At 47.1% G+C, this 13,472-nt stretch carries 10 protein-coding genes; 7 read left to right on the top strand and 3 right to left on the bottom strand.

Annotated features, from left to right (window positions below):
• Nucleotides 1-53: 53 nt before the first annotated feature.
• Together METMI_RS0104735 and METMI_RS0104730 are read right to left on the bottom strand one after the other, a co-directional pair.
• Nucleotides 54-2,447, bottom strand: coding sequence for a Lon protease family protein (locus METMI_RS0104735; protein WP_029151483.1), 2,394 nt, complete (start codon nt 2,445-2,447; stop codon nt 54-56).
• Between the two features lie 212 nt (nt 2,448-2,659).
• Nucleotides 2,660-3,097, bottom strand: a complete 438-nt coding sequence (locus METMI_RS0104730; protein ID WP_019865100.1) for an Hsp20/alpha crystallin family protein — start codon at nt 3,095-3,097, stop codon at nt 2,660-2,662.
• A 406-nt stretch (nt 3,098-3,503) separates the two neighbouring features.
• Between METMI_RS0104730 and METMI_RS28110 the strand changes: the two genes are divergently transcribed.
• The 4 genes from METMI_RS28110 (at nt 3,504) to METMI_RS0104705 (ending at nt 9,309) form a co-directional block, all read left to right on the top strand.
• Complete coding sequence (locus METMI_RS28110) at nt 3,504-4,598, top strand: MBL fold metallo-hydrolase (protein WP_019865098.1); 1,095 nt, start codon at nt 3,504-3,506, stop codon at nt 4,596-4,598.
• 311 nt (nt 4,599-4,909) lie between these two features.
• Nucleotides 4,910-6,625, top strand: a complete 1,716-nt coding sequence (locus tag METMI_RS0104715; RefSeq protein ID WP_019865095.1) for a SulP family inorganic anion transporter — start codon at nt 4,910-4,912, stop codon at nt 6,623-6,625.
• 237 nt (nt 6,626-6,862) lie between these two features.
• The gene (locus METMI_RS0104710) at nt 6,863-8,458 is read left to right on the top strand and encodes an alkaline phosphatase (protein ID WP_019865094.1); all 1,596 of its coding nucleotides are present in this window, start codon (nt 6,863-6,865) and stop codon (nt 8,456-8,458) included.
• A 137-nt stretch (nt 8,459-8,595) separates the two neighbouring features.
• Nucleotides 8,596-9,309, top strand: a complete 714-nt coding sequence (locus METMI_RS0104705; RefSeq protein WP_019865093.1) for a hypothetical protein — start codon at nt 8,596-8,598, stop codon at nt 9,307-9,309.
• 239 nt (nt 9,310-9,548) lie between these two features.
• Here METMI_RS0104705 and METMI_RS0104700 read toward each other — a convergent pair whose 3' ends face one another.
• Entirely contained in the window at nt 9,549-9,998 is a 450-nt protein-coding gene (locus tag METMI_RS0104700; protein ID WP_019865092.1) for a hypothetical protein, read from the bottom strand.
• A 291-nt stretch (nt 9,999-10,289) separates the two neighbouring features.
• Between METMI_RS0104700 and amoC the strand changes: the two genes are divergently transcribed.
• From amoC to amoB, 3 genes are all read left to right on the top strand, one after another.
• A complete protein-coding gene (gene amoC, locus METMI_RS0104695; protein ID WP_019865091.1) occupies nt 10,290-11,042 on the top strand; it encodes a bacterial ammonia monooxygenase, subunit AmoC in 753 nt (250 codons plus the stop codon).
• A 132-nt stretch (nt 11,043-11,174) separates the two neighbouring features.
• The gene (amoA, locus tag METMI_RS0104690; protein WP_019865090.1) at nt 11,175-11,918 is read left to right on the top strand and encodes a bacterial ammonia monooxygenase, subunit AmoA; all 744 of its coding nucleotides are present in this window, start codon (nt 11,175-11,177) and stop codon (nt 11,916-11,918) included.
• A gap of 95 nt (nt 11,919-12,013) precedes the next feature.
• Nucleotides 12,014-13,258 carry a bacterial ammonia monooxygenase, subunit AmoB gene (amoB, locus tag METMI_RS0104685; protein ID WP_019865089.1) on the top strand — a complete coding sequence of 415 codons (1,245 nt, stop codon included), beginning with the start codon at nt 12,014-12,016 and terminating at the stop codon, nt 13,256-13,258.
• Nucleotides 13,259-13,472: the final 214 nt, after the last annotated feature.

The following is a 13,472-nucleotide window of genomic DNA, read 5'->3' as shown; positions in this document are numbered from 1 at the left end:
GGCAATCATTAATTTTTAGAGCATTTTGCAATACTTTCACAGTCTCAACCGCATCAACCCCCTTCTTCTTTATGCTCATCATCCCCCGCCATTTCTGAAATCTCTTTCAAGCGTGAAATGGCTTTGAAGTTGATGCTGTTTTCGGGGTAATTGCCTTCTTCGTCCGCTTCTCCTGCCAGATGCCCGGTCAATAGTTCCAAGGTTTCATCGACCGTGGAGACGGCGTAAACCGCAAACAGGCCCTGCTCCACCGCATCTATCACCTCCTGTTTCAACATCAGGTTGCGTTTGTTCGCCGCCGGAATAATCGCGGCTTGCTCGCCGGTCAACCCCCGTGCTTGGCACAGCCTAAAAAAACCTTCAATTTTTTCATTCACGCCGCCGATGGCTTGCACTTCGCCGTATTGGTTGATCGAGCCGGTCACTGCAAAAGCTTGGTTGATCGGGGTGCGGGTCAGCGCCGAAATCAGGCAGCACAGTTCCGCCAACGACGCGCTGTCGCCGTCTATCGCGCTATAGGATTGCTCAATGGCGATGCTGGCGGAAATGGCCAAAGGGAATTGCTGGGCGTAAAAATGCCCCAAATAGCCCGTCAAGATCATCACGCCTTTGGAATGGATGGACTCCCCCAATTCGGCTTCGCGCTCAATGTCGACGATGCCGCGTGAGCCGGGATAGACGGAGGTGGTGATACGGGCCGGTGCGCCGAAACTGCTGCCGCCGATGCTCAACACGGTCAGCCCGTTGATTTTGCCTATGGCTTCGCCGTCGGTGTCGATCAAGATGGTGCCGTCCAGCATGTCGTCGAGGATGCGTTGGGACAACCCGCCGTTGCGGTAGTCGCGGGCAACTAAGGCTTGTTCGATATGTTCACGTCCCAATTCGGTGACGGCGGATTGTTTGGCGAAGAGGTTGGCTTCACCAATAAGGTCTAACGTGTCATTGATATGCGCAGAAAAACGGTGCTGGTTTTCGGCAAGCCGGCAGCTGTGTTCAACCAGGCTGGCTATGGCTGATGTGGCCAAGGGTTTTGCGCCCGAATCGGCGGCCTGTTTATGCATCAACCCCGCAAAATGGCGTAGGGATTCGGGGGTGATGGGGATTTCATAATCAAAATCCGCCAGCACTTTAAACATCTCGTTGAATTCGTTATCCAGTTCTTCCAATAGGTAATAAATGTCAGCTGAGCCGACCAAGACGATTTTGACATGGAGCGGGATCACTTCCGGTTTCAATGCCATGGTGCTGATGCCCATGTCCGAATAGGGCGATTCAATTTCGATGGTGCCGGATTTCAACGCCCGTTTCAGCGCATCCCAAACGAAGGGGTAGTCCACCAGCTTTTCCGCGTCGAGGATCAGGTAGCCGCCATTGGCTTTGTGCAATGACCCTTTGCAAATGCGCTGGTAATGGGTGACCCATAGGCCTTGGTCGCTGGTGTATTCGATGCGTCCGAACAAATTCTGGTAAGTCGGGTGCGCTTCGTAGACTACGGGCGCGCCGTTGTCTTGCGAATGGTCGATGAGGATGTTCGGGGCGAATTGCTCCAGCAGGCGCGCGCGCTTGGCGGCGTGGCTGATGGATTCCAAGCCCCGTGCCGGCATCAGGTAATCGCTGATGGTGGTGTATAGCTCTTGTTCCAAAGCCGACAAATAGCTGATGGCATCATCAACGGCGATATATTTGTCGTGCAGGTCGGCCAGCAAGGGCTGGATTTCCTGGCCGATCGTGGCGTTATCCAATTCCTTAAGCTTTTCCAAGACTTCGCGCCGCCACAAAGGCAGTTCCAGTAGCGCTTCGCTGAGGAAATCTTCCAGTTCTTCGACTTGGCTATGGAAGGTTTCGCGCTCGGCTTCCGGCAATTGGCTGAACTGTTTTTCGTTGAGCGTTTTTTTGTCACGGATGGGTGCGAAGGTGATGTTTTCGTCTTCGCGGAACAAGGCGACGTCCATGGTGCGGGCTTTTTTGTCAACGCGGTCAATGGCGCGGTGGTAAGACTGGTTAAACTGGCGTTCGATGGCGGTCTTTTTTTGCTGGTACGCAGGGCTTTCAAACGCGGCGGGGAAAATGTGCAGCAGTTTGTCCAGCAAGGCTTCAATGTCCTTGTTGAACGGCTGGCCGAATTCGGAAGGTAAGGCTAGGGCGATGGGCTCACGGGGATTGTCAAAATTATCGACATAGGCGTAAGAAGCGGGGGGTGGCAATGTCGCGGCGACAGCATCAAGTTGTTGGTTGATCAACGTCAGCCGCCCCATGCCCGGTTCGCCCATAACAAAAACATGGTAGCCGGACTGTGGCATGGCGATACCAAACGCCAACGCCGCCCGCGCCCTGGCCTGGCCGAGGATGCCGGGCGGTGGCTGTGTGGGGCCGGAAAAGTCAAAACTGCCCAGATGATCAAGATGGAGCTTCAAGGCGGTGACGGGCAGTTTTTGGGTATTGGGCATGGAAAATGGTAACCGGAGCATAATCAAACTGTTGATTTTAGCATGATTTATGGCGGCTATGATATGTGTTGCACAATCGGCCTTTCTATCCGTCCAGTTGATAGGGGCGTTGGTGTGTGGCCAAAATAAAGGGGTTTCAGAATGTTTTTTTGCTAGAGGGGAGGCGGCGGGCAACTGGGCTGGAAACGGAGCCCGAAGGCTCCGTCAGGCGGTCATTCTTCAGAAGAGACGTTGATTTTTTTGGGCTGCACGGCTTCCCGCTTAGGGATGACGATTTCCAGCACGCCGTGCCTTGATTTGGCGCTGATGGCGTCCGCATTGGCGGAATCGGGCAAACTGAAGCGCCTGTAAAAGCTGCCATACGAACGTTCAACCCGTTTATAACCTTCCTGCTCTGTGGTCGCTTCGGTTTTCTTTTCGCCTTTGATGGTTAGCACCCCGTTTTCCATGCTGATGTCGATTTCTTCAGGTTTGACGCCTGGAATATCGGCGTGAAGCACGAATTTGTCGGTTTCTTCTTTAATATCGACGGCCGGAGCCCACTCCGCCGTAGCGGCCGAACCATCGCTTGCCCCGCCTTGATAGCCGCGTTCCAGTTCTTTTTGTAATTGGTTTAATAAGCCCCAGGGCTGATAACGGACAATAGTCATAATAACCTCCGATAAATGCGGTTAAATTACTTAAAAATAACAAGTTTATTGGGTACCCACCGTGGATATATGGCGGTCTGTAAGAATTTCAACTTGGCGGACAAATTTTTTTTCAGGTGTTTCCGGTTCTTGGTCGTGGGCTAGGCTAAGCGATGTTTCTTGATTTGTTTCATATCTTTATTTGTGAACCATAATAATGTTTCATTATTTATGTTGTGAAACGCCATGGGTTTCTAGTTGTGCTTGTTTTACAGATAGTTATTATGGTGGTGGCTTATTATTTTTGTGGCATAAGCCTTGCTTTGTGATAAATAAAACCAATAAAGTGCGCTGGGGATTACATTAGCCCCAAGCATTAAAACCGATGATTTAGAACGCTAACCACAAAATCTCAAGAGGCGACACCATGCTATTCAATCAATTATTTGACCCTGAAACGTGGACTTACACTTATTTGATTGCTGATCCTGTCAGCAAGGATGCCGTGTTTATTGATCCGGTCAACACCCATATTGACGATTACATCGCTTTGCTGGACGGGCACGGTTTACAGCTGAAATATACGCTGGAAACCCACGTCCATGCCGACCACATTACGGCTGGTGGTTTGTTACGGCAACGTTTGGGGGCGCAAACGGCGGTCAGCGAATTATGCGGTGCGACAACGGCGGATATTCAAATCCAAGATGGGGATATTTTCCCTTTTGGCGATGGCGAACAAATTAAAGTGATTGCCACCCCAGGCCATACCAAAGGCAGCTTGTCATTTTTGTGGCGGGATCGTGTGTTTACGGGGGATTCGTTATTTATCGGCGGTTGCGGGCGCACAGATTTTCAGGGTGGTGACGCCGGGGCTTTGTATGACTGCATTACCCAACGGCTATTTACTTTGCCGGATGAAACCCTGGTTTATCCGGGGCATGATTATCAAGGCCGTTGGGTCAGCAGCATCATGCAAGAGCGCACCACCAATGCGCGTTTGGCCGGAAAATCCCGGGAGGAATTTATCAATATTATGGCGAACCTGAACTTACCTAAGCCGCGCCTGATTGACGAGGCGGTCCCCGCCAATCGGTATTGCGGGTTGGATGAAAATGAACGCCAAGATGCGGTCGCACAGCGGGAAGGCCGGGCTCCGGTCAGGCAAGAGCTGACAGCACAGGATTTGGTTGCGCAAGCTAAGCAGCACATCACCGAAGTCACCGTGGCAACGGCTAAGAAATTGATTGATGAAGGCAATTTGGTGGTGGTTGATACCCGTGAAGAAAGCGAATATGCGGCGGGACATTTGGATGCGGCGGTTTTGCTGCCTAGGGGGGTGCTGGAATTTAAGATCGGCGCTGTTCCTGAGTTGTCCGACAAAGCCAAGGCGGTGCTGGTTTACTGCCGGACTGGAGGCCGTTCGGCAATGGCCGCGCAGAGCATGCAGCTAATGGGCTACAAAAATGTATTGTCTATGGCGGGTGGTTTTGAAGCTTGGCAGAAAAATTTGGGCCAATAATCTTAACCGTTTCAAAAATCAATTTGCTTGGGGCGGGGAATGGCGCCTGTCCTGGCGGGTTTCTAACGGGTTTTCCGGCGTCATTGTGTTGGCCCGGCTTATCAGAAAAAATGATTGTTGGCAAAATGCAAATATGAAGCGGAAAAGGCCTGCCATAGCGTGCAGGAAGAATGCGGAAGCCAAGGGTGGGCAAGCCCTGCTCCTTGGTGTTCGGGTCTTGATTATAAATTTTCAGTGCGGACTGTAAGGGGATGATGGTGCCACCTTATTTATCTTTTCTTTTTATAAGGCTTAATGATAGGAGCAAGGATATGGCCTCTAGCAAATTGTCGCTGGTCAGTTTTTTGCCTATTGTTGGTTGGCTGAAAACCTACCGCCGCCAAGATGTCAGCGACGATTTGTTTGCAGGTGTCATTACGGCCATCTTATTGGTCCCTCAAGGTATTGCTTATGCGGTCCTTGCGGGATTGCCACCCCAATTGGGTTTATACGCCAGTATTGTGCCGCCTGTCATTTATGCGTTTTTGGGGACTAGCCGTACTTTGTCCGTAGGGCCTGTGTCGATTGCCGCAATAATGGTCGCCAGCGCTTTGACGGCGCCAGAAATCCAGGCGCTAGGCAATCCGGTGCAAAGCGGGTTGATTTTATCGGCAGAAAGTGGCGCGATTATGTTGGCGATGGCTCTGTTGCGCATGGGGGGCTTGGTCAATTTCATTAGCCATCCGGTCTTGGCGGGTTTTACCAGTGGCGCGGCCTTGTTGATTATTGGCAGCCAATTGCCCCAAGTTTTTGGCGTTAAATTGCCTTCCTGCGGGTTGGATTGGGCGTGTTATCCGCAAGTATTGCACGGGTTCTCTCCGGCGACATTGGTGCTCAGCCTAAGTGCGTTGGCGCTGTTGGTCTTTTTTGGCCCGCCATTAACCGGGTTGCTGAAAAAACTGCGCGTCAATCTCTCCGTCGTTACCGCCGTTAGCAAATGCGGGCCTTTGTTGGCCGTTATTTTGGCGACTTCAGCCGTCAGTTATTGGCAATTGACCGATTATGCCGTCATCGTCGTCGGCACGATACCCTCTGGCTTCCCGTCTCCAAGCCTGAATTTTGTTGATGTTGAGAAATGGCGGCTATTATTGCCTTATGCCAGTTTCATCGGTTTGATCGCTTATGTCGAAAGTGTTGCGATCGCTAAGGTAACCGCCAATCTCAGGGGTGAAAAAATCGTCCCCAATCAGGAGTTGATCGCCTTGGGTGGAGCCAATTTAGTTTCGGCGTTGTTTGGGGGGATGCCTGTGGCGGGCGGCTTTAGCCGGACGATGGTGAATTTCTCGGCGGGCGCGCGGACACAAATGGCGATGCTGGTTGCGGCTGCCATTTTGGCGCTGTCCGTTATTTTTTTAAGCGACTGGTTTGCGGACATCCCTAAAGCGGCTTTGGCTGCGATTATTTTGGTCGCTATATTCCGGCTAGTGCGTATCAAGCACATATTCCATACTTGGCAATATGACAGTGGCGATGGCATGGCTGAGTTGGCGACTTTGCTGGGCGTGCTTATCTTAGGTATAGAGCAAGGGATTGCCCTAGGGATTGTGCTGACCATTGCCAGCCATTTGCGCAAAACGAGCCAGCCACATATAGCCGTGGTGGGGCGTGTGCCGGATACCGAGCACTTCCGCAATGTTAAGCGTCATGGCGTCGAAACTTGGCATCATCTCTTGTTGGTGAGGATAGACGAAAGCATCACTTATGCGAATATTAGTTATATCGAAGACTATCTTAACGGGGAATTAAGGCGGCAGCCCAACACCAAGCACGTTGTCCTGATTTTGAATTCGGTCAATGACATTGATACCACGGCTTTGGAGTCGTTGGAAGCGATCAACCAGTCCTTGCAGATGTCCGGGAAAACTTTGAATCTTGCGGAAGCCAAAGGCCCGGTGCTGGATAAGTTACAAAAAACTGATTTCCTTGAACAGATTAAGCCGGGGCAAGTATTTTTCAGAACCGAAGATGCGGTCAAAGGGTTAGGGTAAGTATCAAGTGTATTCGGTTCTTTGCCCCGCTCTATTTATTAAGATTGCAATTGTAGGCAGGTAATTTTTCACTAAATTGTAACGTAATTTTAACCATTTCTTAATCCAGTCTACTTTTTTGGTGCTTAGAATAGCGATTGGAAGGTTAGTGCTTCCTTGTCTTTAGCCGATGCGGCCATTGGAAAATGGTTTCGTCAACGTCAAAAGTATCATAATAAATAACTGGAGAAGCTTTTTATGAAATTGAAAATTACGACAATCGCTGTGGCAGCTGTCCTGTCAGCCGGCACGGCCATTGTTAGCCAAGCCGCTACCCCTGATGCGTTTCCTGCGCCGCATTCAGACCGTAATACTTGGTTTGCAGCAGGTCAAGCCGCCGTTGCAAAGAACGCGGCGTTGAAAAACAATATTAGCGGGGCTAAAAATGTCATTTTGTTTATCGGCGATGGCATGGGCGTTTCTACGGTAACTGCCGCACGTATCTTGGCTGGTCAACAACCCAACATTATCGACGCGAGCAACCTTACCCCTGGCAGCAGCGGCGAAGAAAATTCCCTGAGCTTCGAATTATTCCCCAATTTGGCTTTATCAAAAACTTACAGCGCCAACCAGCAAACTTCTGATTCTGCACCAACTATGACTGCAATGGTCACTGGCGTAAAAACGCTTGATGGTGTTTTGTCTGTTGATCAAGGCGTTACCCGTGCTGACTGTGCTACAAATATTAAAGCCCGCAAATTGAAAACAATTTTGGAAATTGCCGAAATAGCCGGCAAATCTACTGGTATTGTCTCAACCGCCCGCGTTACCCATGCCACACCTGCGGCTAACTATGCCCATACGCCAGAACGCAACTGGGAAGGTGATTTTAACCAGCCAGCAGGCTGTGCTGTTCCTGATATCGCCCGCCAATTGATTGAATTCCCATACGGCGATGGTATTGATGTTGTTTTAGGTGGCGGCCGTGAATATTTCCGTAACACAGCCCAAGCTGACCCTGAAGACGATGGTAAATTCGGTAAACGTAAGGACGGCCGCGATTTGACTGCTGAATGGACAACCAGAAATGGTGCCAATAGTGCTTTCATTTATAAGAAAAGCGAATTCGATGCTATCGACACAAATACAACCGGTCATTTGTTGGGTTTGTTTGAGCGTTCGCACATGGAATATGAGGCGGATCGCTTAGCCGATACGGCTGGCGAACCAAGTCTTGCGGAAATGACCGAAAAGTCTATCCAAATTCTGAGCAATAACCCAAAAGGTTATTACCTGCAAGTTGAGGCGGGTCGTGTTGACCACGGTCACCATGCCGGTAACGCATACCGCGCTTTGACTGATGCGATTGCTTTGTCTGATGCAGTAAAGAAGGCGGTTGATACCCTGACTGCGAATGGCGAGCTGGAAAATACACTGATTATTGTGTCTGCCGATCATAGCCATGTATTTACTATTGGCGGTTACCCACAACGGGGCAACAACATTCTGGGTAAGGTTATCGATCCAGGTGCGGCAAGTTACACAAAAGCTTCTGATGGTGCCCCTTACACTACTTTGACTTACGCTAACGGTTTGGGTTACCACGTCGGCGTGGCAGGTGATAACGTTTATAGTGCTGGCGTTCAAGTGGGTCGCGTTGCCGATATGACTGCAGTGGACACTACCGATTCTGGTTTCCACCAAGAAGCTGTTGTGCCTTTGGCGGGCGGCGAAACTCATGCGGGTGAAGATGTGGCCATTTACGCAAGAGGCCCGGGCGCGCACCTTTTCCGGGGTTCGCTTGAGCAAAATGTAATCTTCCATGTTATGAACAGAAAAATGACCAAAAAATAAAGGGTCATCCCTTTATTGGCTGGATATCCCCGCCTTTCATACGGACACTATTGGCTGGATGCTCAACGAGGGTGCGCAATGCACCCTCGTTTGTTTGTGGCATCAGGCGACTATAAGTATTATTTAGGACTGTTTTAATGAAAACAATAATTTCAACCTCATTGATTCTGGTTTTGGCCGCATGTGCCGGGCCGACAAAAATGTACGCCATCCCTAATGGCTTGGGCGAACTTTCCGTAAAAAACCCAATATCCTGCAAGTTTGAAAAGCAGCTGGCTCTTGAAAACAACCTGCAAAGCTCAAGTTGGTATTTTTGGCGGCAACCACAGCGTACGGAAACGCTAGATGACCTTTCTGGCCAAGGGGAAATATGGGAGAAAAATAAGGCCGGGCAATTGTTCTACACGCGGTTGTTTTATAAAGAGCGGGTTGCTCTGGAATTTGTGCCTGGCGATTTGGCCGCGATAGGAAATGTGGCTTCTTGGCAACAACTGTCATCGCTTATCGAGCCTAGTACCTTGGGAAGGGAGCTGTCCTTGCAGGGCAAGGACAGCTTGGGCGATATTGTCGTTGAGCATTATAGTGGTTCGATTAGGGGTGTCCCCATGGAAGTTGATTGGCTGCCCAGTTTACAATTGCCTTTGCGGATGGTGAAAAAAGCTTCCGAGGGCCAAACTAGCTTAACTCTATTGGAATGTGCAAAGGAGCCAAAATGGCCAATAAAACCGATTAACAAGGGCGAGCTAGACAGCTTCCGCCATTTGGACTATACCGACCTCGGTGATATGGAAGATGACCTGATGGTAAAGCACCTTGAACAGGTTATGGGGACACCGCATCACAAGCACTAATTAGCTCGGTGTGGATATGGCCTGGCGAGTTTAACTGGCCATATCCTCTGGCGAAGCGATGATTTAGGATGCCAATGTATATACGCGCGCATCGGTATCAATAAGCTAAGGATATGTGTTTATCCCACAATATATAACTAAATGTAGTGCCTTTTAAAAGTGGGTCGCGTAGAAAAGTTGGGGCATAGGATTTATACCGGTCTAACATCTAATACGATGGCGCTATGTCAAAAATATAATCAAACATTATCCAACCCTGATAGCCCATCAATTGTCCAGTTATTGAAGTCAGAGACCCCTTCTTGGTCGTCACCATTGTTGTAAGTTATGCGGCATGCATATTTATGGTTAGCCAATTTTGATGGGTCGGTAGAGGTTGTGATTTCGGCATTTATAACAAATTGGTAATTGCCAAGGCTCCAGGCATTTATGGGCTTGTCAGGGAAGGTGATGGATATGTTGGGATCCAGTTTGTTTTTAATGTATCTATTGCAATGACTAAACGCTATTTCGGTTAGGTGGGTGGATATAGGGAGTTGGCTTGCTTTGTCGTTGCTGTCGACTAGAAATAAGTCTGACTGAATTACTTTATAGACGAATGGCATAATGACTTTTTGTTGGGTAAGCAGGAGCGCCCCTAGGCCAAAAACTAATGCTATAAAAGGATATTTTTTGAAAAAATTTTTCATAAATTCTGGTTGGATTGAGTCGATATGGTGTTTGAGTTCATCTAAGAATTTTAACAGACATCAACATCTTAAGAGTAAGTAAATTTTTGGCAAATAATAATTGCTACAGCGATAAACTATTTTCTGGAATGATTGGGCTTGACAAGGTTATTTGAACTGGTAGACTGATTACTCACTAAATAGAGTTGGTGTCTTTCTTATTAGTAGCACTAATGGGATTGGGGAAAATGGAATTGTTACTGTCTATTCTTGGATAATAACCAAGATTTTAATCATTTTTAGGAGATAGAAATGGCAGCTACAACTGAATCAGTGAAAGCTGATGCTGCGGAAGCACCGCTGTTAAATAAAAAAAATATGTATCTAGGTGCCCTAGTTTACATAATTTTCTATGGTTGGGTTCGTTGGTATGAAGGTGTCTACGGCTGGTCAGCTGGTCTGGATTCATTTGCACCTGAATTCGAAACATACTGGATGAACTTCCTTTATATTGAGTTCGTTTTAGAAGTGTCTACTGCAGGTATCCTGTGGGGCTATATCTGGAAAACTCGTGACCGTAAAGTTATGTCAATTACTCCAAGAGAAGAATTGAGAAGACACTTTACACATTGGGTTTGGTTGGTAATGTACGGTATCGCTATCTATTACGGTGCTAGCTACTTTACAGAGCAAGATGGTACTTGGCATCAAACTATCGTTCGTGATACTGACTTCACTCCAAGTCACATCATCGAATTCTATTTGAGCTACCCAATCTACATCATCACTGGTGGCGCATCTTTCTTGTACGCAAAAACTAGATTGCCAGCTTACCAACAAGGTTTGTCTCTGCAATACTTGGTATCAGTAGTTGGTCCTTTCATGATTCTGCCTAACGTAGGTTTGAACGAATGGGGTCACACTTTCTGGTTCATGGAAGAATTGTTCGTTGCTCCTTTACACTACGGTTTCGTATTCTTCGGATGGGCTGCTTTGGGTGTAATGGGTGTTGTAAATACAGAAGTTGCTTCAATATCTAAACTTCTGAAAAAAGACTTGGCTTAATCTATAGTCTGGTCGTAAAAAGTAAACCAACTATCTCCTAAATGATCACCGCTTTGGCCTAGTTTGCGGAGCGGTGAGAATGAAAAGATAGTATTTATAAAAATAATTTAAATCCTTTTAGGAGGTAAGCTAATGAGCGCATCTCAATCAGCTGTACGTTCACGCGCTGAAGCTGTTAAAGCTTCTCGTACGTTCGATTGGCTAATCTGTTTTACATTGTTCTTCGTTGTTCTTGGTGGTTATCACATTCACTATATGTTAACTGGTGGTGACTGGGATTTCTGGACTGACTGGAAAGATAGACGTCTATGGGTAACTGTAGCACCAATCGTTTCTATCACTTTCCCTGCTGCCGTACAAGCTATGTTGTGGTGGCGTTACCGTTTGCCTTTCGGTGCAGTTCTTTGCATCTTGGGTTTGTTGTTAGGTGAATGGATTAACAGATACCTGAACTTCTGGGGTTGGACATATTTCCCAGTAAACTTCGTTTTCCCATCAAACTTGATGCCAGGTGCTATCGTTCTTGATGTTATCTTGATGCTTTCAGGCAGCATGACTTTGACAGCAGTATTGGGCGGATTGGCTTATGGCTTATTGTTCTACCCTGGTAACTGGCCAATCATTGCTCCATTACATGTTCCTGTTGAATACAACGGCATGATGATGACTTTGGCTGACTTGCAAGGTTACCACTACGTTAGAACTGGTACTCCTGAGTACATCAGAATGGTAGAAAAAGGTACACTGAGAACTTTCGGTAAAGACGTTGCTCCAGTATCAGCGTTCTTCTCTGGTTTCGTAAGTATCTTAATATACTTCTTGTGGCATTTCTTCGGTCAATGGTTCAATAAGACTGACTTCGTTAAGTCTTCTTAAGAGCTAAAATATAATGACCTAGTGGCTTAAATTGAAAAATTTGTATAGCGCTAGATACTTAAAAACTATAGATTCTCTATTATAGAGGAGGATATATGAAATTATTAAAAGACAAGGTTGCTAAATTATCCTTTGTCGCATTGCTGGCTACTGTAACAGCATCGATGTTTTACACACCAACTGCTGCTGCACACGGTGAAAAATCTCAAGCTGCGTTTATGCGTATGCGTACTATTCACTGGTTCGATTTGAACTGGTCAAAAGAAGAGGTTGCTGTAAACGACACAATGACTATCTCCGGAAAATTCTTCGTTTTCAGCGGATGGCCAGAAACTGTTGATAAACCAGAAATTTCATTTTTGAACATTGGTATTCCTGGTCCAGTATTTATCCGTGCCGGATCTTGGATCGGTGGTCAATTGGTTCCACGTTCAGTTTCTTTGGAACTGGGCGAAACTTATGACTTCAAAGTTCTGTTGAAAGCTCGTCGTCCAGGTGACTGGCATGTTCACACCATGTTAAACGTAAAAGGTGGTGGTCCAATCATCGGTCCAGGTAAATGGGTAACTGTTACTGGTTCTATGAAAGACTTTACAAACCCAATTACTACGTTGACTGGTGAAACAATCGACCTAGAAACTTACAATCTGGACAACACATACTTTTGGCATGCATTCTGGTATGCTTTAGGTTTGGCTTGGATGGGCTATTGGATGAAAAAGCCAATGTTCGTTCCACGTTCAATCGCTGTTGAATCTGGCAAAGCTGATTCATTAATCAGTGGTACAGACAGAAAAGTGGCAATGGGTTTTGCAGCTGGTACTATTGCGATCGTTGCTATGTCAATGAGCTCAACTAACGAACAGTATCCAGTAACAACTCCATTACAAGCTGGTTTGTTGCGTGGTATTAAATCTATCGAAATGCCAGCTACTTCTGTAGCTGTTAAAGTAGAAGATGCTACATACCGTGTACCTGGTCGTGCAATGCAAATGACTTTGACTATTACAAATAACGGTGATTCCGCTATTCGTTTAGGCGAATTCAACACTGCTGGCGTACGTTTCATGGACGCTAATGTTGCTCAAGACGAAACTGGATATCCTGATGATTTGTTGGCTGAAGAAGGTCTGACTGTTAGTGATAACAGCCCTCTGGCTCCAGGTCAATCAAGAACTGTCCAAGTTACTGCTTCTGACGCTGCATGGGAAGTTTACCGTTTAGCTGACTTGATTTACGATCCAGATAGCCGTTTTGCTGGCTTGTTGTTCTTCTATGATGAAGCTGGCAAACGTCAGTTGATCACTATAGATGCTCCATTAATTCCAACTTTCATCTAATATTAGCAATAATTTAGTTTAAAAGTTAAGAATTAGAACCCCTGCCAGTTTACTGGCAGGGGTTTTTTATTTTGTGTGACCTGGTTGATTATTAGGCATCCATAGCTAGTAGTTTATAAATCAGCAACAAAAATCCTCGTTATGATGTATGTTATTTTTTTGTGCCGCAGGATAACGTAAAGCTGGTCCATCTATTGTCATTAATACCGGTCAA

It is taken from the genome of Methylovulum miyakonense HT12 (genome assembly GCF_000384075.1).
Lineage (GTDB): Bacteria > Pseudomonadota > Gammaproteobacteria > Methylococcales > Methylomonadaceae > Methylovulum > Methylovulum miyakonense.
Note: the sequence above shows the minus strand (reverse complement) of the source record. Positions and strands in the feature narration are given on the sequence as shown.

What these genes read in the sequence shown, in the direction of transcription:
- METMI_RS0104735 (WP_029151483.1), bottom strand. Translation starts at nt 2,447, where the DNA reads ATGCCCAATACCCAAAAACTGCCCGTCACCGCCTTGAAGCTCCATCTT.
- METMI_RS0104730 (WP_019865100.1), bottom strand. Translation starts at nt 3,097, where the DNA reads ATGACTATTGTCCGTTATCAGCCCTGGGGCTTATTAAACCAATTACAA.
- METMI_RS28110 (WP_019865098.1), top strand. Translation starts at nt 3,504, where the DNA reads ATGCTATTCAATCAATTATTTGACCCTGAAACGTGGACTTACACTTAT.
- METMI_RS0104715 (WP_019865095.1), top strand. Translation starts at nt 4,910, where the DNA reads ATGGCCTCTAGCAAATTGTCGCTGGTCAGTTTTTTGCCTATTGTTGGT.
- METMI_RS0104710 (WP_019865094.1), top strand. Translation starts at nt 6,863, where the DNA reads ATGAAATTGAAAATTACGACAATCGCTGTGGCAGCTGTCCTGTCAGCC.
- METMI_RS0104705 (WP_019865093.1), top strand. Translation starts at nt 8,596, where the DNA reads ATGAAAACAATAATTTCAACCTCATTGATTCTGGTTTTGGCCGCATGT.
- METMI_RS0104700 (WP_019865092.1), bottom strand. Translation starts at nt 9,998, where the DNA reads ATGAAAAATTTTTTCAAAAAATATCCTTTTATAGCATTAGTTTTTGGC.
- amoC (WP_019865091.1), top strand. Translation starts at nt 10,290, where the DNA reads ATGGCAGCTACAACTGAATCAGTGAAAGCTGATGCTGCGGAAGCACCG.
- amoA (WP_019865090.1), top strand. Translation starts at nt 11,175, where the DNA reads ATGAGCGCATCTCAATCAGCTGTACGTTCACGCGCTGAAGCTGTTAAA.
- amoB (WP_019865089.1), top strand. Translation starts at nt 12,014, where the DNA reads ATGAAATTATTAAAAGACAAGGTTGCTAAATTATCCTTTGTCGCATTG.